Origin of the sequence: Reyranella sp. (assembly GCF_004296935.1) — a bacterium.
Lineage (GTDB): Bacteria > Pseudomonadota > Alphaproteobacteria > Reyranellales > Reyranellaceae > Reyranella.
The window spans coordinates 24,504-46,305 of the sequence record NZ_SCVH01000149.1; the positions used below are offsets into that span (position 1 = coordinate 24,504).

Annotated in this window: 24 protein-coding genes; 11 read left to right on the top strand and 13 right to left on the bottom strand. The window is 65.6% G+C overall.

The genetic code is table 11. The features are described 5' to 3' along the window. Nucleotides 1–55: 55 nt before the first annotated feature. The 5 genes from EPO55_RS21490 to EPO55_RS21510 all read right to left on the bottom strand — a co-directional run bounded on the left by EPO55_RS21490 (nucleotide 56) and on the right by EPO55_RS21510 (nucleotide 5,583). The gene (locus EPO55_RS21490; RefSeq protein WP_296339326.1) at nucleotides 56–673 is read right to left on the bottom strand and encodes a DUF3035 domain-containing protein; all 618 of its coding nucleotides are present in this window, start codon (nucleotides 671–673) and stop codon (nucleotides 56–58) included. A 7-nt stretch (nucleotides 674–680) separates the two neighbouring features. After that, nucleotides 681–1,163: a signal peptidase II gene (gene lspA, locus EPO55_RS21495; protein ID WP_296339327.1), complete on the bottom strand. Its 483-nt coding sequence runs from the start codon at nucleotides 1,161–1,163 to the stop codon at nucleotides 681–683. A gap of 10 nt (nucleotides 1,164–1,173) precedes the next feature. Continuing rightward, nucleotides 1,174–3,984 (bottom strand): isoleucine--tRNA ligase, encoded by a 2,811-nt coding sequence (gene ileS, locus EPO55_RS21500; protein WP_296339359.1) that lies wholly within the window; start codon nucleotides 3,982–3,984, stop codon nucleotides 1,174–1,176. A gap of 208 nt (nucleotides 3,985–4,192) precedes the next feature. Next, the gene (locus tag EPO55_RS21505; RefSeq protein WP_296339329.1) at nucleotides 4,193–5,128 is read right to left on the bottom strand and encodes a bifunctional riboflavin kinase/FAD synthetase; all 936 of its coding nucleotides are present in this window, start codon (nucleotides 5,126–5,128) and stop codon (nucleotides 4,193–4,195) included. An 8-nt stretch (nucleotides 5,129–5,136) separates the two neighbouring features. After that, nucleotides 5,137–5,583, bottom strand: a complete 447-nt coding sequence (locus tag EPO55_RS21510; RefSeq protein WP_363719570.1) for a MaoC family dehydratase — start codon at nucleotides 5,581–5,583, stop codon at nucleotides 5,137–5,139. A gap of 69 nt (nucleotides 5,584–5,652) precedes the next feature. Here EPO55_RS21510 and EPO55_RS21515 point away from each other — a divergent pair, with 69 nt between their 5' ends. From EPO55_RS21515 to EPO55_RS21525, 3 genes are all read left to right on the top strand, one after another. Then, complete coding sequence (locus EPO55_RS21515) at nucleotides 5,653–6,684, top strand: phosphotransferase family protein (RefSeq protein WP_296339331.1); 1,032 nt, start codon at nucleotides 5,653–5,655, stop codon at nucleotides 6,682–6,684. Nucleotide 6,685: 1 nt separating this feature from the next. After that, nucleotides 6,686–7,045: a DUF6285 domain-containing protein gene (locus EPO55_RS21520; protein WP_296339332.1), complete on the top strand. Its 360-nt coding sequence runs from the start codon at nucleotides 6,686–6,688 to the stop codon at nucleotides 7,043–7,045. Nucleotides 7,046–7,176: 131 nt separating this feature from the next. Beyond that, nucleotides 7,177–7,875, top strand: a complete 699-nt coding sequence (locus EPO55_RS21525; RefSeq protein WP_296339336.1) for a helix-turn-helix transcriptional regulator — start codon at nucleotides 7,177–7,179, stop codon at nucleotides 7,873–7,875. 6 nt (nucleotides 7,876–7,881) lie between these two features. On the opposite strand, the gene EPO55_RS21530 is transcribed toward EPO55_RS21525, so the two are convergent. Genes EPO55_RS21530 through EPO55_RS21550 form a run of 5 tightly spaced genes read right to left on the bottom strand, consistent with a single transcriptional unit; the run spans nucleotide 7,882 to nucleotide 11,324 of the window. Beyond that, on the bottom strand, nucleotides 7,882–9,003 hold the full coding sequence (locus EPO55_RS21530) for a DSD1 family PLP-dependent enzyme (RefSeq protein WP_296339338.1): 1,122 nt from the start codon (nucleotides 9,001–9,003) through the stop codon (nucleotides 7,882–7,884). Beyond that, complete coding sequence (locus tag EPO55_RS21535; protein ID WP_296339339.1) at nucleotides 9,000–9,650, bottom strand: HAD-IA family hydrolase; 651 nt, start codon at nucleotides 9,648–9,650, stop codon at nucleotides 9,000–9,002. Before EPO55_RS21535 ends, EPO55_RS21530 begins: the two co-directional genes overlap by 4 nt. Beyond that, entirely contained in the window at nucleotides 9,637–10,128 is a 492-nt protein-coding gene (locus EPO55_RS21540; RefSeq protein WP_296339340.1) for a PaaI family thioesterase, read from the bottom strand. The genes EPO55_RS21535 and EPO55_RS21540 overlap by 14 nt, the downstream gene beginning before the upstream one ends. A 3-nt stretch (nucleotides 10,129–10,131) precedes the next feature. Beyond that, nucleotides 10,132–10,569 carry a PaaI family thioesterase gene (locus EPO55_RS21545; protein WP_296339341.1) on the bottom strand — a complete coding sequence of 146 codons (438 nt, stop codon included), beginning with the start codon at nucleotides 10,567–10,569 and terminating at the stop codon, nucleotides 10,132–10,134. A gap of 8 nt (nucleotides 10,570–10,577) precedes the next feature. Continuing rightward, the gene (locus EPO55_RS21550) at nucleotides 10,578–11,324 is read right to left on the bottom strand and encodes a sulfite exporter TauE/SafE family protein (RefSeq protein ID WP_296339342.1); all 747 of its coding nucleotides are present in this window, start codon (nucleotides 11,322–11,324) and stop codon (nucleotides 10,578–10,580) included. A 96-nt stretch (nucleotides 11,325–11,420) separates the two neighbouring features. On the opposite strand from EPO55_RS21550, the gene EPO55_RS21555 reads away from it, so the two are divergent. From EPO55_RS21555 to EPO55_RS21590, 8 genes are all read left to right on the top strand, one after another. Then, nucleotides 11,421–12,311: a LysR family transcriptional regulator gene (locus EPO55_RS21555; RefSeq protein ID WP_296339343.1), complete on the top strand. Its 891-nt coding sequence runs from the start codon at nucleotides 11,421–11,423 to the stop codon at nucleotides 12,309–12,311. Further along, entirely contained in the window at nucleotides 12,308–12,868 is a 561-nt protein-coding gene (locus tag EPO55_RS21560; protein WP_296339345.1) for a DUF488 domain-containing protein, read from the top strand. Before EPO55_RS21555 ends, EPO55_RS21560 begins: the two co-directional genes overlap by 4 nt. Nucleotides 12,869–12,913: 45 nt before the next feature. Next, nucleotides 12,914–13,291, top strand: a complete 378-nt coding sequence (locus EPO55_RS21565; RefSeq protein ID WP_296339347.1) for a DUF1304 domain-containing protein — start codon at nucleotides 12,914–12,916, stop codon at nucleotides 13,289–13,291. 17 nt (nucleotides 13,292–13,308) lie between these two features. Continuing rightward, nucleotides 13,309–13,905, top strand: coding sequence for an AAA family ATPase (locus EPO55_RS21570; RefSeq protein ID WP_296339361.1), 597 nt, complete (start codon nucleotides 13,309–13,311; stop codon nucleotides 13,903–13,905). A 421-nt stretch (nucleotides 13,906–14,326) separates the two neighbouring features. Continuing rightward, complete coding sequence (locus EPO55_RS21575) at nucleotides 14,327–14,710, top strand: hypothetical protein (RefSeq protein WP_296339349.1); 384 nt, start codon at nucleotides 14,327–14,329, stop codon at nucleotides 14,708–14,710. 95 nt (nucleotides 14,711–14,805) lie between these two features. Further along, the gene (locus EPO55_RS21580) at nucleotides 14,806–16,164 is read left to right on the top strand and encodes a DNA methyltransferase (RefSeq protein ID WP_296339351.1); all 1,359 of its coding nucleotides are present in this window, start codon (nucleotides 14,806–14,808) and stop codon (nucleotides 16,162–16,164) included. After that, nucleotides 16,130–16,729, top strand: a complete 600-nt coding sequence (locus tag EPO55_RS21585; RefSeq protein ID WP_296339352.1) for a DUF5681 domain-containing protein — start codon at nucleotides 16,130–16,132, stop codon at nucleotides 16,727–16,729. Before EPO55_RS21580 ends, EPO55_RS21585 begins: the two co-directional genes overlap by 35 nt. Continuing rightward, nucleotides 16,726–17,310, top strand: a complete 585-nt coding sequence (locus EPO55_RS21590; RefSeq protein ID WP_296339353.1) for a DUF5681 domain-containing protein — start codon at nucleotides 16,726–16,728, stop codon at nucleotides 17,308–17,310. The genes EPO55_RS21585 and EPO55_RS21590 overlap by 4 nt, the downstream gene beginning before the upstream one ends. Nucleotides 17,311–17,589: 279 nt before the next feature. Here the strand turns inward: EPO55_RS21590 and EPO55_RS21595 are convergent, their stop codons facing one another. The 3 genes from EPO55_RS21595 to EPO55_RS21605 form a co-directional block, all read right to left on the bottom strand. Next, the gene (locus EPO55_RS21595) at nucleotides 17,590–18,951 is read right to left on the bottom strand and encodes a DUF1887 family CARF protein (protein ID WP_296339356.1); all 1,362 of its coding nucleotides are present in this window, start codon (nucleotides 18,949–18,951) and stop codon (nucleotides 17,590–17,592) included. A gap of 62 nt (nucleotides 18,952–19,013) precedes the next feature. Then, nucleotides 19,014–21,383: a TIGR03986 family CRISPR-associated RAMP protein gene (locus EPO55_RS21600; RefSeq protein WP_296339357.1), complete on the bottom strand. Its 2,370-nt coding sequence runs from the start codon at nucleotides 21,381–21,383 to the stop codon at nucleotides 19,014–19,016. After that, nucleotides 21,383–21,802, bottom strand: a 420-nt coding sequence (locus tag EPO55_RS21605; RefSeq protein ID WP_296339358.1) for a hypothetical protein, incomplete at its 5' end; no start/stop codon positions are given. The genes EPO55_RS21605 and EPO55_RS21600, both read right to left, overlap by 1 nt.

The following is a 21,802-nucleotide window of genomic DNA, read 5'->3' on the forward strand; positions in this document are numbered from 1 at the left end:
ACCGCGCCCGCAGCGAGGCCGCCAAGCAGGGCGCGGCGGCGGGGCGTCAGCGCACTCAGAAGATGCCTTCGAGAAGGCCGCGCTTGCGTCGCGTGATCGTGGGCGTGGCGCCCGTCGGGGTCTGGCCGGCCGCCTGGGCGTCACGCAACCGCTGCTGCTCCTTGGCCGGATCGAGCACGACACCCGACGGTGGCTTGTCCTGCCAGAAGATCAGGGCATCGACGAAGCTCTTGTCGCTGTCGTTGATCGTGCGCGTGTCGGTGTTCACGCGGCTGCGGATGTTGGGATCGATCCCGCCCTGGCCGGCCTTGGCCACCAGCGCCTGCTCCGAGGCGCCGCCGGGACTCGGCGGCGCATTGCCGCCGGCACCGCGCTGCGCGCGCCCGGCGGTCTGCGGCGCCAAGGCCTCGCGGGCCTGCTCGGCCGGCGTCACTTCCTGCGGCCTGGGCTCACCGGGTCGCGGCGGGCGCAACTCGGCGTTCGGCGGCATGGTCAGCGGCGAATGGGAAACGATCTTGAACTCGTCGGGCGAAATCTTCTTGCCGCCGCCCAGGTTCTCGAAGGCGCTGCAGCCGCCCATCGCCAGGGCGCCGAGCGCCAGGAGGGTTATCGGGAATATGCTGGTCCGTTGCATCGTCCGTCCTTCGAAGGTCCGCTTCTGTCCGCTGATCATGGCCGCATCAGGGCGCGCGTTGTTTTTGGCCAACGAGAGAATCGATGAGCATCAGCCCGACGCCGACAACGATCGCCGAATCGGCGACGTTGAACGCCGGCCAATGCCAGCGGCCTATGTGGAAATCGGCGAAATCAAACACCGCTCCCCAACGGGCGCGGTCGATAACATTGCCGATAGCGCCTCCGATGACAAGACCGATGCCCCAGCCGCCGAGCCGCCGGTCGGTTCGTCGCAGCCAGACGAACAGGCCGATGCAGACCGCCACGGCGACCGCCGAAAGGACCCAGGGCGGCAGGGCGCGATCGCCGCCCAGCATGCCGAAGCTCACGCCCTTGTTCCACACGACGACCAGGCGGAAGAAGCCGTCGAACACCGACACCACTGCGCCGGCTTTCAACAGGTAGCCGAGCAGAAGCTCCTTGGAGATCTGGTCGACCACCACGGTCACGACGACCAGGGCCATCGCCTGCAGTTCGAGGCGTCTCATCGGGAAAGCCTCATGCCGTCACCGCCCCTTCGCAGCGCTGGCAGAGCAGCGGATGAGCCGCCGACTTGCCGACCTCTTCCAACACCTGCCAGCAGCGGGCGCATTTCTCGCCGGCGGCCGGCGCCGGCACGACGGCCACTCCCGCCACCTCGGGAAGCATGAAGGCGCCCGCCGGCAGCACACCGCCGTCGGGCACCTCGATCAGGTCGCCGCCCGAGGTGATACAGATCTCGGTGAGATCGAGGCCCTTCAGCGCGTCGATGAAGGCCGAACCGGCATGGACATGCGGGGCGGCCTGCAGGCTGGAGCCGATGCGCTTCTCGGCGCGCTCCAACTCCAACGCGCCGGTGACGACGCGACGGAGCGCACGCACGGTCTTCCACTTCTCGCCGAGGCCCGGATCGAGCCAGACGGCCGGGATCGTCGGATAGACGCGCAGATGCACCGAATCGGCCTTGCCGTCCGGCACGTCCTGCGGCCGGGCGAGCCAGGCCTCTTCCGCCGTGAAGCAGGTGATGGGGGCCAGCCAGACGGTCAGGAACGAGAAGATCTCGGCCATGACTGTCCGCGCTGCGCGCCGGCGCGGCGAGGTGGCAGCGTCGCAGTAGATCGCATCCTTGCGGATGTCGAAATAGAACGCCGACAGATCGACGGCGCAGAAATTGTGCAACTCGGTCGCGATGGTGTGGAAGTCGAAATCGTCGACCGCGCGCCGCATCAGCCCATCGAGTTCGGCCAGGCGATGGAGCACCCAGCGCTCGAGTTCGGGCATGTCGGCGTAGGCCGCCGTTTCGGCGGCGCTGTAACCGTCGAGACTGCCGAGCAGGTAGCGGAGCGTGTTGCGCAGCCGGCGATAGGCCTCGGCCTGGTGCTTCAGGATCTCCGGGCCGATGCGCTGGTCCTCGGTATAGTCGGTACCGACCACCCACAGGCGCAGGATATCGGCGCCGTACTGGTCGCAGACCGACTGCGGGGCGGTGATGTTGCCCAGCGACTTCGACATCTTGCGGCCCTGCTCGTCGAGCGTGAAGCCGTGCGTCAGCACGCCGTCGTAGGGCGCGCGGCCCCTCGTGCCGCAGCTTTCCAGCAGCGAGGAATGGAACCAGCCGCGATGCTGGTCGGAGCCCTCGAGATAGAGGTCGGCCGGCCACTTGAGATCGGGATTGCCTTCGAGCGTGAAGGCATGGGTGCAACCGGAGTCGAACCAGACGTCGAGGATGTCGGTGACCTGCTCGAAATCCTGGGCATTGTACTTGTTGCCGAGGAAGCGCTCGGGCGGGCTCGCGAACCAGGCATCGGCGCCCTCGGCCTTGAAGGCTTCGACGATGCGTCCCATCACCTCGGGATCGCGCAGCGGCTCGCCGGTCGCCTTGTTCACATAGACCGCGATCGGCACGCCCCAGGCGCGCTGGCGCGACACGCACCAGTCAGGCCGCGTCTCGATCATGCTGCGTAGCCGGTTGTAGCCGGCCGGCGGCACGAAACGTGTCGCATCGATCGCCGCCAGGGCCTTCTCGCGCAAGGTGCCACCGATCTCGGCGATCGGCTTGTCCATGGCGATGAACCACTGCGGCGCATTGCGGAAGATCACCGGTGCCTTGGACCGCCAGGAATGCGGATACGAATGCGTGATGCGACCCGAGGCCAGAAGCTTGGCGGCGGCATCGAGGGCCGCGATCACCGTACGGTTGGCGTCGCCTTTCTTGCCCTCGGGCGTGTAGACGCGCTTGCCGGCGAACAGCGGCACGTGCGGATAGTAGGAGCCGTCCTCCGAAACCGTGTCCGGCACTTCGACGCCGTTGGCCACGCCCAGCTCATAGTCGTCGGCGCCGTGGCCCGGCGCGATGTGCACGAAGCCGGTGCCGGCATCGGCGGTGACGAAGCTGCCGGCCAGAAGACGCACGTCGAACTCGTAGCCCTGGCCGCGCAACGGGTGAGCGGCGACCAGGCCCTCGAGATCGGCCGCGGTCACATCGGCCAGAACCTTGGCCGTGAACTTGCCCGCTTCGGCGGTTGCGGCGACCAGATCCTTGGCCAGCACCATCTTGTCGCCGACCCGGGCCTTGCTGCCCTCGGCCACGGCGTCGACCTCGACCAGGGCGTAGGCGATCTCGGGCCCGTAGGCGAGCGCGCGGTTGCCCGGGATGGTCCAGGGCGTCGTCGTCCAGATCATGATCGAGCTGCCGTCGAGCTTGCCGCCGGCTGATTTCAGCACCGGGAAGCCGACGTGGATCGTGTCGGAGACATGGTCGTGATACTCGATCTCGGCCTCGGCCAGCGCGGTCTTCTCGACGACCGACCACAGCACCGCCTTGGAACCCTTGTAGAGCCCGCCATTCATGACGAACTTGCCGAGCTCGGCCACGATGGTGGCCTCGGACTCGTACTTCATCGTCGAGTAGTAGTTGTCCCAGTCGCCATCGACACCCAGGCGCTTGAACTCCTCGCGCTGCACGCCGATCCAGTGATCGGCGAAGGCGCGGCACTGACGGCGGAACTCGACCACCGGCACCTGGTCCTTGTCCTGCTTCTTGGCGCGGTACTCCTCCTCGATCTTCCATTCGATCGGCAGGCCATGGCAGTCCCAGCCCGGCACGTAGTGGCTGTCCTTGCCCAGCATCTGCTGGGTGCGGCTCACCAGGTCCTTCAGGATCTTGTTGAGCGCGTGGCCGATATGGAGGTTGCCGTTGGCGTAGGGCGGGCCGTCGTGCAGGACGAACTTGGGCCGGCCCTTGCTCTCGGCGCGCAGGCGGTCCCACAGCTTCATGTCGGCCCAGCGCTTCAGCAGCTCCGGCTCCTTCTTGGGAAGGCCGCCGCGCATGGGGAAGTCGGTCTTGGGCAGGAAAACGCTGGATTTATAGTCAGTTGTCACAAGAAACTCGGTGCGAAAGGAGCGATGGGTGGCGGCCAGAACGGCAGCCAAACAGACGGGACGACCCGGCCGCGGTCAGCGGACCGGGCGGATAATTCGCTCCTGGGGGGCCCCGATAAACATAGGGCCGGCAATCTAGGGACGGGGGTCGGGGGGGTCAAGGAGCCGCTAGAATGGCCTTTGCTGCCTGCCCATCGGCCGCAATCTGCGCCTTGAGCTGGTCGAGGCCGGCGAACTTCATCTCCGGCCGGATGAAGTCGACCAGCGCCACGCGCAAAACCTTGCCGTAGAGGTCGCCCGCGAAATCGAACAGGTGGACCTCGAAATTCTCCTTGAGCTTGCCGAAGGTTGGACGCCGGCCAAGGTTGGCGACAGCCTCGCGCCATTCGCCATCGACCAGGGCGCGCACGGCATAGACGCCGAAGCGTGGCCGGAGATGCTCGCCCAGCGCCACATTGGCGGTCGGAAAGCCGATCGTGCGACCGCGCTGGTCGCCCAATTCCACCACGCCCTCGATCTCCCAGGCATGACCCAGCAGCTCGGCCGCCTCCTTCGCCATGCCGGCGCGCAGCGCCTCGCGAATGCGGGTCGAGGAATAGATCTCGCCCTCGCGCATGACAGGCTCGAGCACGGTGACGCCGAAGCGGCGCGCCTTGCCCTCGGTCCGCAGGCGCTCGACGTTGCCGCCGCGGCGCGCCCCGAAGGTGAAGTCGTAGCCGCACACGACATGGCGTGCGCCCAGCCCCTTCAGAAGCACGTCCTCGATGAAGGCATCGGCCGAGAGAGCGGCAAACCCCGCGTCGAAGCGTTGCGCGAGCACGGCCTGCACGCCGTACTGCGCCAGCAACCGGAGCTTGGCCGGCGGCAGAGTGAGGCGGAACGGCCCGGTGTCAGGCACGAAGAAGCCGCGCGGATGCGGCTCGAAGGTGAGCGCCACCAGCGGCGCGCCGAGCGTCTTCGCGTGCTTGCCGGCGTCGGCCAGCAGCGCCTGGTGCCCGCGATGCACACCGTCGAAATTGCCGAGCGCCACCGCGCCGCCCTTCCAGGCAACAGGTGCCTGCCGCCAATCGTCGAAGACCGGAATCGAATTCATGTGCAGGGTCACGCCACGTCGCGCCGCGGCACCAGTACCGTCGCCTCGCCGTCGATCACGACCTTCTCGCCATTGAAGCACTGGGTCTGCAGCGTGACGCGCCGGCGCTTCTCGTCGATGGCGGTGATGGTGGCAACGGCGGTGATGGTCTCGCCGATCAGCACCGGCGCCAGGAAGTTCATGGTCTGGGAGATATAGACCGCGCCGGGGCCCGGTAGCTTGGTGCCGATCACCGTCGAGATGAAGCTGCCGCTCAGCATGCCGTGGGCGATGCGCTGGCCGAAGCGCGTGGTGCGGGCGAAGCCGTCATGGAGATGGATCGGGTTGGTGTCTCCCGAGACGCCGGCAAAGCCCGCGATGTCGGCCTCGGTCACGGTCTTGCCGAACATCGCCGACATGCCGACCTTGAGGTCTTCGAGATAGAGGCCGTTCATGGCCGAAAGGGACTGCGCCAAAGTCTTGATTCTCCCCGCGTGAGGGTCGCCCTCTTACCACGCTGCGGGGCCTGTGCCACAGTCCGGTAAATGACCGTTCACACGTCTGACGAAGCAGAAAATGTCGCCTCAGTCCTGGCCCGGGCGGCCAGCCGTCATTTCGGCGGCACGGCGACCATCGAGAAGCTCGGCCGAGAATCAGGCGGCGCCTCGCGCCAGACCTGGAGCTTCGACGCCATCGTCGGTGACACCCGCCACGAGTTGATCCTGCGCCGCGATCCGCCGACCTTGGGCGCGCCCCGAAGCAAGGCCGAGAGTGACCGTTCGGTCTCGATCGACCGCGCCACCGAGTTTCGCGTCCTCGGCGCCGCCTTCCAGGCCGGCGTCCGCGCCCCGGAAGTGCTGTTCGAGCTCGCGCCCGGTGACGGCCTGGGCGAGGCCTATGTCATGCGCCGGATCGGTGGCACGGCGATCGCCCGCAAGCTGCTCCGCGACGCCCCCTACGAAGGCGCGCGGAAAAAGATCGCGGGCCAGCTCGGCGAGATCCTGGCGCGCATCCATGCCGTGCCGCCGGGCGGCCTGCCGCCGCTCGTGCATCGCGAGGCGGCCGACCACATCGCAGGCCAGCGCCGCGCCCTCGACCTGCTCGACCGGCCGCAGCCGGTGTTCGAGCTGGCGCTCGCCTGGCTCGATCGGCGCAAGCCCGCGCCGACCGCCAAGCCGGTGCTCGTCCACGGCGACTATCGCACCGGCAATTATCTCGCCGACGAAACCGGCGTGACCGCGATCCTCGACTGGGAAGGTGCGCATCTCGGCGATCCCATCGAAGACCTGGGCTGGCTCTGTGTAAAAAGCTGGCGCTTCGGCGCCGTCGACAAGCCGGCGGGCGGCTTCGGCAGCCGCGAGGAACTGTGGCAGGCCTACGAACGGGCGGGCGGCATCAAAATCGATCCGGCGCGCGCGCATTGGTGGGAGGTGTTCGGCACGGTGCGCTGGGGCATCATCTGCCACAATCAGGCGTGGCGGCATCTCTCTGGCGCGATCAAGTCGATGGAATTGGCCTCGATCGGCCGCCGCGCCGTCGAGACCGAAGTCGATCTGCTGCAACTGTTGAAGGCCTGATATGGCACAGGATCGTCCCACTGCCTCGGAACTGCTGGCCGCCATCGCCGACTTCCTGCGCGAGGAGGCAACCCCCGCCCTCGACAAGGCCGAACCGCGGCTCGGTTTCCAGATGCGCGTGGCGGTGAATTCGCTGGCCATCCTCGAGCGCGAGGCGCGCCTCGGCCCCGACGCCGATGCCGCCGAGCAGGCGCGGCTCGCAAAACTGTTGGGCCGCGACGGCACGCTCGACGAACTCAACCGCGAGCTCGCCCGCCAGCTCCGCACCGGCCAGCGCGACGAACGCGACGCCACCCTGATGACCCATCTCGACGCCACCATCGCCGACAAGATCGCCATCGCCAACCCGAAGTGGCGCTGACCCCCCTCCGCCCCTTCGGGGCACCTCCCCCGTTTCGGGGGAGGTGGCCGCAGGCCGGAGGGGGTCATAGTTCGGCCTTCGCCGAACCATTGACCGTAGAAGCCGCCGCGGGGCGGGCGTAAATTCCCGCCATGACCACCGTGAACGCCCTTTCCGAAGTCGCCGCCCTGATGGGCGACCCGGCGCGCGCCGCCATGTTGTCGCTCTTGATGGATGGCCGCGCCCATACCGCCTCAGATTTGGCACTGGCCGCTGGCGTCACCGCCCAGACGGCGTCGGGCCATCTCGGCCGCATGACCGAGGCCAATCTGCTGGCCGCCCGCGCCCAGGGCCGCAACCGCTTCTATCGCCTGGCATCGGGCGACGTGGCGCACGCCATCGAATCGCTGATGGCGCTGGCCGGCACGCGTGCCCCGCCCGCTTCCCAATCGGCGGCGTGGCGGCGCGATCCCGACCTCCGCTTCTGCCGCACCTGCTACGACCATCTCGCGGGCCAGGTCGGCATCGCGGTGACCGATTCGCTCACGCAACACGGCCATCTCGAACCCAAGGGATCGCACGACTGGAAGCTGACACCATCGGGCGAGCTTTTCTGCGCCCGGGTCGGCGTCGATCTCGGCAGCGCGCGCCAGGCGACCACGCGCCACTTCGCGCGCCAGTGCCTCGACTGGAGCGAACGCCGGCCGCACATCTCCGGTGCGCTGGGCTCGGCCATCGCCGACACTTTCTTCAAGAAGGGTTGGGCCGAGAAACTGCGCCGCGGCCGCACCGTGCGCCTCACCGACTCTGGCCGTCGCGCGCTCGCGCGCGACTTCGGCGCAGCGGTCTAGGGCGCTTTACCAACCATGGAAGCGCGGCCATACAAAGGTCGCGCCCTTGGCCGTCACGAGATGATAGTCGGGATATTGCGCGCCGGTGGCGCAGGCATGGTTGGGGAGCACGCGCAGCTTCGTGCCGATCGGGAAGCGTTCGACGAGGCCTGGGTCCGCCTTGCCGTCGCGGCGCGAGATGATGCCGTGCTCCTGGTTGGCCGCGGTGACAAGGAGCCCCTCGATCGCGCGACCTTCGGCATCGCAGACGATGCCGTAGCCGTAGTCGGTCGTCTGGCGCTGCGTGCCGCGGTCACGGCTCATCGCCATCCAGCCGGCGTCGACGATCACCCAGCCCTTTTCGGGCTGGTGGCCGATCACCGTCGTCAGTACCGAGAGCGCCACGTTCTCGGGCGTGCAGACGCCGATGTTGGCCATCACCAGATCGAAGAAGACATAGACGCCAGCCCGCACCTCTGTGACACCGTCGAGGCCTTGCGCCGAGAGCGCCGTGGGCGTGGAGCCGACGCTCACCTCGGGACAGGGCAAGCCGGCTGCCCGCAGGCACTCCGCCGCGCGCACCGAAAGACGGCGCTCCTGCTCGGCGAGTTTCTGCAGCGCTTCGGGCGTGTCGAGGTCGTAGGAGCTGCCGGCATGCGTCAACACGCCTTTTAGCTTCGCGCCGCCCTCGTGCAGCACCTTGCCGATGTCGATCAGCACCGCGTCCTCGGGCTGCACGCCGGAGCGATGCCCGTCGGAATCGATTTCGATCATCACCTCGAAAGGGTGCCCCTTGGCGACGACGGCTTGCGCCGCGGCGACCGAGTCGACCAGCAGCGTGAGCGCACAGCCCTGCCGGCAGAGTGCCAGCGCACGGTCGAGCTTGTCGGGCGAGATGCAGACGGCATAGAGAATGTCGGCGAAGCCCGCGGCAAAGAACTGCTCCGCCTCCTTCAGGGTCGAGACCGTGATGCCGCTGGCCCCCGCTTCCTGCTGCCGTCGCGCGACCTCGATGCACTTCGATGTCTTCACATGGGGACGCAGACGCACGCCTAGGGCAGTCATGCGCTCCTGCATGCGGCGGATGTTGGCCTCCATGCGCCTCTCGTCGATCAGCGCAGCAGGAGTCTCGATGTCCGTCAGCTTCACGTCGGATGTCCTTCGAGCCAGGGCAGAAGACCTCCCAAGGTCGGCCGTTCGAGGGCGGCCTGGGGCGCACCGTCGGGACGCGCAAGACCGACCCTGTTGTGCCAGTAGGTGCGCAGCCCAACGGCTGATGTGCCGAAAAGATCGTAGCCGGAGCCCGCCACGAACGCAGCGTCCCGGGCCTCGATTCCAAGCTTCGCCAGCGCCAGGCGATAGGGCCGCGGGTCGGGCTTGTAGAAACCCGCCTCTTCGGCCGTGACGACACAGTCCCAACGCATTTTCAAACGCTCCGACGCCTGTATGCCCAGCCGAACCGAGCAGTTGGTCACCACGGCAAGCTTCGTCCGGCCTTTTAGCGCATCGAGCGCGGCCTGTGCGCCGTTCCACACCGGCAGCTCGTGCCATCGCGTTTCCAGCGCGTCGGCGACCTTCTCCGGCAGTCCCGTCGTGCGCGCCGCCGTACGCACGAGATCCTCATAGGGCACGTAGGCGCCGCAGCCGTAGGTCAGCCGCAGATACTCGGCACGCCAGACGCGACCGGCAGCCTCGGAGCCGGCCACCCTGGTCCACAGACTCCAGGAATCGAGGAGCGCCGTCAGCAGGTCGAACAGCACGGCTTTTGGCGGGGCGGGCGGGTTAGGGCTTGGCATCCTCGCGCACCAGCTTGGCCTTGCCGAAGGCGAGACCGTCGCCCGACGGGATCTTGCAGATCGAAGAGGCGCGCAGGATCTTCTCCTCGCCCACCGTCAGGTAGATGTTGGTGAACAGCAGCGAGCGGGTAGCGCGCACCAACTCAGGCCTTCCCTCGACCCAGTCGCCGACCTTGGCCGGCGCCACGAAGTCGAAGGTCATGTTCACGGTCGGCAGGAACTTGCGCAGGCCGGCCAGCGTGCCGCCGCCCATGGCGCCCACCAGATCGGCCACCGTCATCATCATGCCGCCATGCAGCCCACCGGCGGGGTTGCACATGTGTTGATGCACGCGAAAGCCCATGACGAACTCGTCGCGCGTGCCCTTCTCGCCGCGCTTCACATACAGATTGCCGATATGGCTGTTGAAGGTCGGCTCGGGACGGTCGCGGTCGAAATCGACCTTGCGGAAGCCGGTTGGCGGATCATCACTCGGCAAGCGCTAGCTCCGGGCTTTTAGTTGTCGATGGCGGCTCAGCAGCGAGAAGACGCCCAGCCCCGCCAGCACGTCGTGGCGCGGACCATAGAGCCGGCCCCTCACCTGCACCATATGTTCGTCGTGACCGACGACTTCGCCTTCGGCCTGAAGCCAGTCGCCGATCCGGCCCGGCCCGAGATAGTCGATCGAGAGGCGGAGTGTGACGGCGCGGCGCTGCAACGTGTGCCACACCGCCGTGCCCATGGCCGAATCGAGGAAGGCCGCCAGCATGCCGCCGTGTACGATGCCGAGCGCATTGGCGTGCTGCGGCCCGGGCAGGAAGCCGCGAATGGCGCGGCCGTTGTCGATCCTCTCGAACCACGGCCCATTGGCCGCGGCAAAGCCTGACGCTTCAGTGAGTTCTCGAAAGCCCGAGGGAATGCGCGAGGGGGGAATGGGCACGCGCCATCTTAGGCAATCCGCGTGAGAAGGACGAGGCCGTAGCCGACATAGTAGGTGGCAATCGTCGTGATCAGCCGGTTCGACCACAGACGGAACTGCTTGTCGGTCAGCTTCTCGAGCAGGAGCTTGCCCAACGAGGTGCCGATCATCGACGAGGCGATGGCGACGGCCAGGAACCACGGTTCGACCTGGCCGACCTCGGCGATCAGCACGCCGAAGTAGAGCAACTTGAAGCCGTGGCCGAAGACCTGGCACACCGCCTTGGTCGCGATGATCTGCCGCCGGTCGAGGGCCGAGCGCAGGAACATGGTGTCGAGCAGCGGACCGGTGACGCCGGTCAGCAGCATCAGCATCATCGAGAAGAGGCCGGTCATCGCCACCTGCAGGGGGCCGAAAGTGCGCGGCAGGATGCTTTCGGGAATGGCGCGGATGATGAAGGGCGAGAGACCCAGCAACAGGAGCGCCACCGCCTTGTCGGGCACGTAGAGCGTGATCGACCACAGCCCGACCGAGACCAGGCAGCCGGCGACGTAGAAAACAGTGCTCTTCCAGACGATGTGGCGCCACCACAGCAGCGCACGCCAGCCGTTGGACGCCATCTGCGTGACGGCGTGCAGTACCATGGCGGTGGGCAGCGGGAAGATGAACAGCAGGACGCCGATCAGGATCAGCCCGCCCGCCATGCCGAAAATGCCCGACAAAAAGGCCGTGCCGATCATCAGCAGGCTGAGCGAAGCCGCCATCAACGCCGTCATGCTTACCCCCGCGAAATCTCGGCAGACGCTAGGGCCGGCTGTCGCAGTGTTCAAATATATGTTAAATAGCTTTGCCATATTCATTACATATGTCGTATGGAACTGCGCCACCTCCGCTACTTCGTCGCCGTGGCCCACGAAGGCCACATCACGCGCGCGGCCGAGAAGCTCCACATGCAGCAGCCGCCGCTCAGCCAGCAGATCCGCGCCCTGGAGAGCGAGATCGACGCCGCCCTGTTCGTCCGCCATCCGCGCGGCGTGGCGCTGACAGATGCCGGCCGCTCGTTCCTGGTCGACGCCGAGGCGGTGCTGGCCGCGGTCGATCGCGCCGCGGCGCGGGCCCGGCGCACGGCACGCGGCGAGACCGGCCGCATCGCCGTGGGCTTCACCACCTCGGCGCCGTTCCATCCGCTGGTGGCGCGCGCCATCCGCGAGTTCCGGCTCACGCGGCCGGACGTCTCCTTCGTGCTCGAGGAAAGCAGCTCGGGCGATCTCCTGGGCGGCCTGCGCGAGGAGCGGCTCGACGTCGCCTTCATCCGCTCCGGCCTGGTCGATCCCGAAGGCCTCACCGTCCACGCCCTGCTGCAGGAGGACATGGCGGCAGCCCTTCCCTCGCGCCACAAGCTCGCGCACCGGCGCGATCTCACGCTGAAGGATCTCGCCAACGAGACCTTCATCCTCTACCGCCGGCCGGACGGGCGCGGCCTCTACGATGTCATCATCGCGGCCTGCGCCCAGGCGGGTTTCAGCCCGCATGTCGGCCAGGAGGCGCCGCGCATCGTCTCGACCCTCAACCTCGTGGCGGCGGGCCTCGGCATCACCATCGTGCCGGCGTCCTTGAGCCGGTTGCCGCTGGAAGGTGTCACCTACCGCATGCTGAAGGGGCGGCCGGCGCTGAAAGTACCGCTCAACCTCGCCTGCCGCCGCGATGAGCGCTCAGCGGCAACTCTCGCCTTCATCAATCTCGTGCGCCGGCTGCCGTCATGAACCCGATCAAGACCATCGGCCATTCAAACCATCCGATCGAACGCTTCGTCGATCTGCTGCGCGCGGGTGGCGTAAAAGTGCTGGTCGATGTCCGGTCCACGCCCTGGTCGCGCCGCTTCCCGCAGTTTGGCAAGGACCGGCTGGCGAAGGTGCTGGCCGAGGCGGGCATCGACTATCTGCACGAGGGCGCGGCGCTGGGTGGCAAACCCCGGAGCGGCGGCAGCTACGACGATCTCGCCGCCCGACCCGACTTCGCCGACGCCCTTGCCCGCCTGACGGCGCGTGCCGGCGGCTCCACCGTTTGCCTGATGTGCGCCGAGAAGGAACCGCTTGACTGTCACCGCACCGTGCTGGTGTCGCGGCGCCTGGCCGAGCGCGGCGTGCCGATAGAGCACCTGCTGGCCGACGGTGGCACCCGCACGCACACCGAACTCGAGGAGACGCTGCTGGCCCGGGCCGGGCGCGGCGGCCCCGATCTGTTCACCCGGGACGAAGACCGCGCGACGCGGCTGGCCCGCGCCTGGGGGCTGCGCGAACGGGCGATGCGCCGGGCCTGACAAGCCGTGCTAGGCTCGCCCCGAAGCCCGGGGGGGATACGATCGATGCGGATGATCTCGTTACTGTTGATATTCTTTGTCGCCCTGATCCATGTCGGCTTCCTGGTCCTGGAGATGTTCTACTGGAACCACCCGATCGGCCGGGAAATCTTCAGCATGACGCCCGAAGTGTCGGCCTCCTCCGCCATCCTCGCCGCCAACCAGGGCCTGTATAACGGCTTCCTCGCCGCCGGCCTGCTCTGGGGGCTGGTGAGCGGCCGCCGCGACGTAAAAGTGTTCTTCCTTGGCTGCGTGATCGTTGCCGGTGTCTACGGTGGCCTCACCGCCAAGATGTCGATCCTCTACATCCAGGGCCTGCCCGCCCTGCTTGCACTGCTCGCGGTGCTGTCGGCCCGTCCCGTCCGCACGAGACCGCACCTCTGAAGCGCTGGCCCGACCTCATCCTCGTCAACGGCCCGTCGAGCGCCGGCAAGACGACGCTTTGCCGGGCGCTGCAGGCGAAGACCCCGCAGCCCTATCTCGTCGCCGGCTTCGACGATTTCATCTTCATGGCGGCGCCCCGCTACTACCGCGGCGCCGATACCGGCCGACAGGCGGAGCGCGATCGCTTCACCGCGCTCGGCGTCGAGATGGTCACGACATCGCCGCCGGGGGCGCCGGTCGCGGTCTTCGCAAAGTTCGGCCCGGTGTTCCGCCGGCTGATCGACTCGATGGCGCCGGCCGTGCGCGCCCTGGTCGACAGCGGCAATGCCGTCATCTTCGACCACGTGCTGCATGACCCTGCGATGTACGACAGCTGGCGCCGCGCCGCCTCGGGACTGGATGTCTTCACGGTCGGCGTCACCTGCCCGCTCGATGTCCTGGAGGCCCGCGAGCGCGCCCGCGGCGACCGCGTACTGGGCCGCGCGCGGGGGCTGGTCGATGTCGTCCATACGTTTTGCGACTACGACGTCACGGTCGACACCGGCGCCATGGATACGAGCGCCTGCGTGGTCGAGGTGCTCGAGGCCTTGGCCGCGCGTTCCGGCGTCTCGTGAAAAGGCCTGGCTGTGGAAGCAGTCATGGTCGAACCAGTCTTCGCGCGGGCGGAGGGCTTTTGCGTGCAAGAACAGGGAATTTTCTGCGAATTTGGACGATAACAGGCCTGGAAAGGGTCAGATCGCGACAATCCGTCCAGATAAGCGCGCCAATTCAAGGGAGTAACGCGTGCGCCTGTTATTCGGCACAACAGGCCGTCTGGCCGGCCTGATCAGGCGCTACCGTGGGCCGAACAGGAGCCATACGGCCAAGGAACAGGCCTTCTTGGCGCCGCCAAGCTGCCTAGCCTCGCGCACCGAATGGCGGGCGGGAATAGCGCCCCTTGGGTTTATCTCGGCGATCATGGCATTCGATTCGAGAAGTTGAGGCCGGGCGAGCAGATGAACTATACCGAATAGCTTCGAGGGGCGAGGGTGTGACATGGGAGACAATGACACCGCGCACGCAATCAGACGCGCTGCGCGCACCATGAGCAAGGCCGCTAGCGTCATGCGCAAAGGGGCCAAGCCAGGCGGTGACACCGCCGCCCTTGCCGCCATCCTTCGGTCATGCCCCACGTTCGATCATGACGACTGGGAGATGCTCGCGCAGCTGGTCGAAGGCAAGCTTTGCCGCGCTAACGGGGACCGCTCCGCGTCGTACAAGCCGACGATGATGCACGAGGCCGAAGCGGTTGTGCGGGCGTGGAAGAAACAGAACGGGTCGACGCTGAAGGCCGCCTGCGCAGCGGCGGCGCCGGGCTTCGCAGGCTTGGATGAATCGACACTCTTCAACTACGTCCGCCGCAGCCAAAAAGACAAATAGCGCGCAACAAAAGCTGCGCACCTGTTGTTGGCGACGAAAGGCGACCGTTCATTTTAATTTGCTTCATGCCGTTGGGCACAAATGGAGCAAATCAAATGGCCGACGAACCGCTTGAACAAACTGTCCAGGATGCGCGACCCGCAGCCGGTGGTCGGATGCGCGACCTACCGGCGCGAGAAACCCTCCCGATGGTGGCAAATCCATACACTTTGGCGCCGCTTGCGGTAATTTACCGATCAGTCGATAGCCTTACTCCCAACCGTCGTAATGCCCGGACCCATCCCAAACGACAGCTGGACCAGATCGCAGCTTCGATCGGCGAGTTCGGGTTCACCAACCCTATTCTGATCGATCCGACCGGTACGATTATTGCCGGGCATGGCCGCCTTTTGGCAGCAAAGGCAATCGGCCTTTCCGAAGTGCCGACCATCGCGCTCACAGGCCTTTCCGAAACGCAGAAGCGTGCCCTCCAACTCGCCGATAACAAGATCGCCCTCGGCGCGGGATGGGATCCAGATCTCCTGAAGGTAGAGCTGTCGGAACTCGATCTCGGCGATCTGTCACTGACTGGCTTCTCGGTTGGCGAAATCGACGTCCTCCTAAAGGGGACATCCGATCCAGCCGATGAAGTTATTCCGTCGGTTCCGGTCGAGCCGCGAACGCGACCGGGCGACATCTGGATTGCGGGGGAGCATCGGATCGGCTGCGGCGATGGACGAGACCTGGCGTTTCTCGAGGAAGTGATGGGCCCGGGGACGCGAGCCGACGTCGCGTTTCTGGACCCGCCGTACAACGTTCGCATCAATGGCCACGCCAATGCAAAGGGCCGGCATCGCGAGTTCGCCATGGCTTCCGGAGAGATGAACGACGAAGCGTTTCGTAAATTCCTCACCGACACACTCTCGACGTGCGCACGCCTGTCACGGGAAGGGGCGGTCAATTTCATCTGTATCGACTGGCGTCACATGGACGACGTCTCGATCGTTGGAAAAGGTATCTATGGAGATCTGCTGAACCTTTGTGTCTGGAACAAAAGCAACGCCGGCATGGGATCCCTATACCGCTCCAAGCACGAACTTGTATTCGTCTACCGTGTTGGTAAAGCGCCTCACTTCAATGCCGTCGAGCTCGGTAGGCACGGTCGAAACCGCACCAACGTCTGGGACTATGCTTCGGTGAACTCCATGGCGGGCAGCCGCCGCGAGGACCTCACCTTGCATCCGACCGTCAAGCCGACGGCACTCGTAGCCGACGCTGTTCAAGACGTGACTAGGCGAGGAGAGGTCGTCCTCGACATTTTTCTCGGCTCGGGAACGACGCTGATTGCGGCTGAACGGACAGGCCGTCGTTTTCGCGGGGTGGAGTTGGATCCAACCTACGTCGACGTTGCGCTCGCGAGATGGAGCGCAATGACCGGTCATGAGCCGCATTTGGCCAAGCAAGGGTCCGCGTGAAAAGATGACCGAGTCAGAAAAGCCGTCCAGCATTGGCCGATTCCAAAAAGGGCAAAGTGGCAACCTGAAGGGTCGGCCAAGGGCCGCAAGGGAGAGGCAAGCCTCGGCGTTCGACATCGTCGTCCGGAAGACACTCACTGTGACGCAAAACGGCGTGCCACGGCTGGCGACAATCGAAGAGACATTGCAGCAAAAGACCTACCTCGCGGCCATAGGCGGCAATCGCCCGGCTCAGCGAGAGATTTTCAAGATGATCGAGAAGCGCGAACAATGGCTAGCAGCTAAAGGCGGCCGGAAATTGCCACCCGTGATACGGCGCCTGGAGCCGGTCGATCCCGATAATGCCGATGAAGCTCTTAAGATCCTCGGCATCGCAACTCATGACGAAAGCCGGGACGGATGGGGGGACGAGCGTGACCCGCTGCTTCTCGAGCCGTGGGGTGTACAGGCCGCATTGTCACGGCGGCGCGGCGGCGAACGTCTCCGCAACGAGGAGGCTGCGGACATCAAGCGCAGCACACGCAGTGCTGACAGGCTGCGCTGGCCACGTGGAAATGCAGAATGACCGTGGGAGGAGGAGAAAGCAAAACCGGTTACCGTAGGCCGCCTGCCGCGACGCGCTTCCGCAAGGGCGAGAGCGGAAACTTGCGCGGGCGTCCCCAGGGACGAAAAAGCCAGCCGCCCTTTGAGGCCGTGCTTGGGCAGATCGTGACCATCCGCGATGGCGGTGTCGAACGTCGCGTTACAGCAGCTGAGGCGTTCCTTTTGTATATGGCGAATGAAGGTCTCAAGGGCGACGGTGCCGCCGGCCGAGCGATAATGACGGCGATCGAGCGAGCGAAAGCCTTTGGTTTGACTGAGAACAAGGACATCATACGCGTAATAGTGAGAGTAATTGTGACGCCGGGCAGCGTCACCAGGGCGCTCGAACTGCTGCGCATGGCGACGAAACTCGACCGTTATCGTGACACCGCAAAAATGATGCTCGAACCATGGTTAGTCGAAATTGCGTTGGCGCGGCTTGGCGGTCAGCGCCTCACTATCGATCAGCAGAAGGAGGTCGCTCGCGTAACACGGGCCCTGGGGAAGGTGCGATGGCCGGAGTGGTGGGAAGGACAAGGAACACGACCAGGACGTTTTGGCTAAAGTTTAAGGCGACGGCATTCAGCTCGCCATGATTAGACTCGTATCGAAGGTGCAATGGCTCAGGGCCGTGGTGGACCGATTCCGACAAACCGGCTCCGCGGTTGAAGGACTTCCTAGCGAGACCTGATTTCGGCGAGTTGTATCTATCGACAAAGGCGGTCCGGGGCCTCATGCACCACGCGTTGCAAGGGGACAAGACTGCAGCGAAGTCTGTAACGTTGCCTCAACCCTTCGCGCTTGCTGAGTAGATTGCGGATCTGCAGGCCTCGGCCAACCTGGTCACGCACCGTCGCGAATGTCCTCCAGCAAGGCTTGAAGCTGTTTCTTCCAATGGATCCCGTATATCGGAGGTTCAGTTGAAAGCTTGTGCGCCTCGGCTTCTATGCGTTCCACGTGCTCCGCCGATGCTCCTTGGCTCGCCCGGGGGTCATGGGCACTGACCAGCCCGACCCGGCCATAGGGGCCGGCGAGCGCGACCCGGTATTCGGCCAGGGTTCGAATTGTTCGAGGACTCACCCGCTCCAGATCGCTCTTGGCTCCGCGCGACCAGGCGCCGGATTTGCATTCGATAATGTGCAACTGGCTACGGTGCATTATCGCAACATCGATATCCCGGTGAGCGGCTGGGCCTGTTGTCGGGCTCAAATCGACGCCAACATGTACCCTCGCACCGGTGCCGGCAAAGAAGCGATCTGCGATGAGAAAGACATGTTCCTCAAACCAGCCGCCAGCCAGGTAGCTTGCAGCACCTGGTTCAAGACGCCACCCGCCGTCTGTACCAACAATCAACTCTGGCGCCCTTTGTCCAAGCTGGACAAGCGTTGCAGAGATCCACTCGAAGCTTGCGGCTGCCATTCTCCGCGGCAGGTTGAATGAGCCAACCTTAGCCGAGAGCCTATCGGCGGAAAGCATATAGGGCACATTCTCGTTCTGCTTGATCAATCCGACGAAGGCCTGATTGAGATTGAAAAGGTTGATGTTAGCCATCGACCCCTTCGGACCCCGCGAGAATATCCGAGACGCCAGGCCAGCCGTCGCCGCCTCGCGCTGGCGCGCGACGGCGTCACGCGTTGCAGCGATCTCGTAGCCCATCAAGCGGCACCACGCATCGAGCGGCAAGGTCCAATCGCCATCGATGTTCAACACCCTCAGGACAGGCTTGATCTGGCGCACCTGTGCCGGGTGCCTCGGGCGCGGCGGGACGTAGGTCAGGATCGCACTGTCGAAGTTGTCGCCGGGCTCGAGGGCGAAGATACCGCCGAGAAGCGTTGCGCGGGTGCCGCCCGCATAGTTGTAGATGACGAACGGCGGCACCCTTTGCGAGAGAAATCGCTCGAGCGGCTCCTCCCAGCTCGTTTCGTCGTGTGGGTCACCGGATATTTCAATTATAGGTAGCCTCGTGTGCCCCGCTTCGGCAGCAAGGCCACGAACGGCAGCGGCAAAGCGATGTCCCGGCTCGATCGATTGCGTACGATCGGTCTCGGTCGGGGGATTGGCAGAGCGGCCGACGAGGACTGCAACGCCCGCACATCGTGCAATTCCGAGTGCGAGCAATGGAATCGCATTGGCGATCTGGAACTGGCTGGCGTTGCAGACATACCAAAATCCGTCCGGCGCGATTTCGTCTGCCTGATCGGTCATCGAAGCCTCCTCGGTGGCGAGTACTTGCAGCGGCGGCAAACGCCAACCTTTGGTCGACCAGCCTACCGCGGCTTCAACTCAGAAACGGGAAGCGTATCCGGCGAGCCGTTATCCTCGAAGTGGCCACGGACTTTCGCCTGACCTGTCCGGACTTCCTCGTCGAGAACGAACAGATCTCCATCGCGCGTGATCATACGGTCACCCCGCTGCCACGGACGTGCGGTTGCCAGGCCAGATGCGGCCGCCTTAGCACCAGTGCCACTTTGAGGCGCCGCCACCACGGGTGAGCGTGGAAACGCCGCCGTCTCGCGCCTCGTGACAGGTTTGCCCACCAGGTCAGGATACGGCGCAAGCACAAGGGGCGGTTTGGCCTGCTTCGCTCTTGCGTAGGCTTGAGCTCCCACCATGTGCTCGAGCTGATCGGGCGTGTCCGCGAGTCGCGCTCCCATTTCAGGATCGGCCATCGCCAACAAGCTGACGATCTGTTCGCTCGCCGCCCAGCCGACGCCGGCCTTTGCCGCGGCGAAGGCGCTCTCCATGTGCTTCTCGAACAGGGCGACCAGATCGGCCTTGCGGTACGCCGCGGCCGTTGCCTGCCCGCCCGGATCATTCGCGATCACGCAGGTCCGCGGCCGGCCATTTGCATCGCTGTCGCCGATTTCCGCGGCCCGCACGGCGATCTGCCCCATGCCAAAGGGGCGTCCCGTCCCCAGCGCGTGACGCAATCCGGCCTCGCCCCCCCACTCGAGCGTCCAGAGAAGAGCACCCAGCTCTATGGGCTTCAGGTTGTGGAAGTGCACGCGCCCCGAGAACACCTTGCCTTTCGGCACGGCGTGCAATGACGACTGGACACTGAAACTGTTCGCGACGTTGTCGGGCACCGGTGGCGCCCCGCCGAACGGCCGGGCCGGATATCGCTTCCAGCCCGAAATCTCCGGTTTGGCAACGGCGCGGCCACGCCCCGGCAGCGGCGTGTAGGTGGCATACGTCGCCCCATCGAGACGACGCGGCGCCCCCGCTTTCGCCGGCTGGCGGACATAGGCCGGAAAGTACGACCCCTTGGCGCCCAACAGGATGGTCGGCCCCAGGGGCACTTCGTCGGTTCCGCCGTCGGCGCGCATCGCAGGCTCGAAGGTCACCCGCCCACGCAAACCCGGCGGACTTTCCACGTCGTCCTTCGACCGGCCTTCAACGCCGAACAGGGCCGTCGCGAAATCCACGGTGGCCCCTTGGAGGTGCGGTGCTTTCGCATCGCCGTCGCGGGTCGTGTGACCCAGCATCTGGTGCACGGACAGCTCGTGCGCTAGCTTGAACATCTGCGCGAGCCCGAACGATGCGACACCCTGTGTCGCCGGATCGGCAATAAAGAATACAGGGATCGGCTGGCCCTGCTTCAGCACGGGCTCCCAGTGCTTCCAGGCCGGATTCTTTCCTGCCGAATTGTCGACAGGGTCGTGAATGGTCCTGAACCCGCGGAATACTTCCGGGGAAACGTCAAGCGGCGGTGGCGCCGGCCGCGCGTCGAAGAAAAAGAACTCCTGCTTCTTGTCACCAGGCCCCGAACCGCTCTTCGTCTTGCCGGTAAATACAAGCGTGCCTTTGGTCAGGGCGGCTTCCCCGCCCGTGGGCGCAGACGCGCGCGCATAATGAATTTCAATGCTGCCGCCCTGGTGGCGGTGAGGTTGCACCTGTCCGACGACCATCTCGACGACGCGCGGCCGGTTCCCCCATTTCCGATACCGCTCGTCGGCCTGTTCACGCTGCTCCCAGGCACTCTTGGCAATGGGGGAAAGACCGTCGCTGCGGCTTAGCTTTTCAAGCTCGGAGAAATACACGCGGGCGACATCGCAAGGCTGGATCGTGTATCCGCCACCGGCATTGGCCGACAGCCAGCCAGCCCGTACGCGGTGCTTTACCTGAATAGGAGGACTGGCGCCCCACGACTCGGTCAGCCGGTCGCGGTAATAGGGTTTTGCAGATTCATTGAGATCCCGGATGCCGAAGCGCCTGTCATCGAGTAATTTCATGCGGCCGAAGCCCGCGATCTCCAGGACATTGCGGACCATACCGCGCAGCGACGACGCCGGAATGGCATGACGGTCGCCCAGCCTGAAGGCGTGGACGACCCGCCTGCCCCTTTCATCCTTGGTCTGGCGACCGCCTACCAGCAAGGGCGCATGGGTTTCGATCGAGAGGTCGAACCAGCCGCTCAGCCCGTCCTTGAAGGGCCAGTCATGGCTGATCTGGTCGGCCCACGGCACGGCATGCACAAAGGCGGAGAGCGGCACGAAATTGTAGGGTGCGTGCAGGACTGCGCCGGCCGCCTGCTCCCCTGCTCCGCCGCCACCCTGTGGTCGGTAGCCCTGGTTCTGCCGGCCACCCTGAGCGTCGCCGGGGCGACGGTTGTTGCGATGATGTGGAGCCTGGGCCATCAGCTTACCTTCCTGCCGTAACCCACGAAGCGCTGGAACAGCCTGCACACGCCTGCCGGGTCCGTATCGCGCGTGCCCCAATAGACGCGGTAGCAGAGGACGCGACCGTCGCGCGCCAGGCTCTCGCAATCCTGCGCAAGAACCGCGCGCGCATCTCCCCCCGCAGCGAGCACCTCGCGATAGGTCCAGAAGGTCCAGCCATCCGGCATCTGGCGCAGCAGCACGCTCTCGCTCGGTGACACGGCCCATTCGCCGGCAACGGGCGCGCCGCCTTTCTCGAATGCGCCGGCAAGGGCGGGCGTCGCAAGAACATCCGATTGCAGACGCAACCACCCTTCGGCGCTGAGCAGGCCATTGACCCGCTCGACGACGCGCCCGAGGTCGCGCGGACCGAACGCTTCGTGCGACACATGCACGGC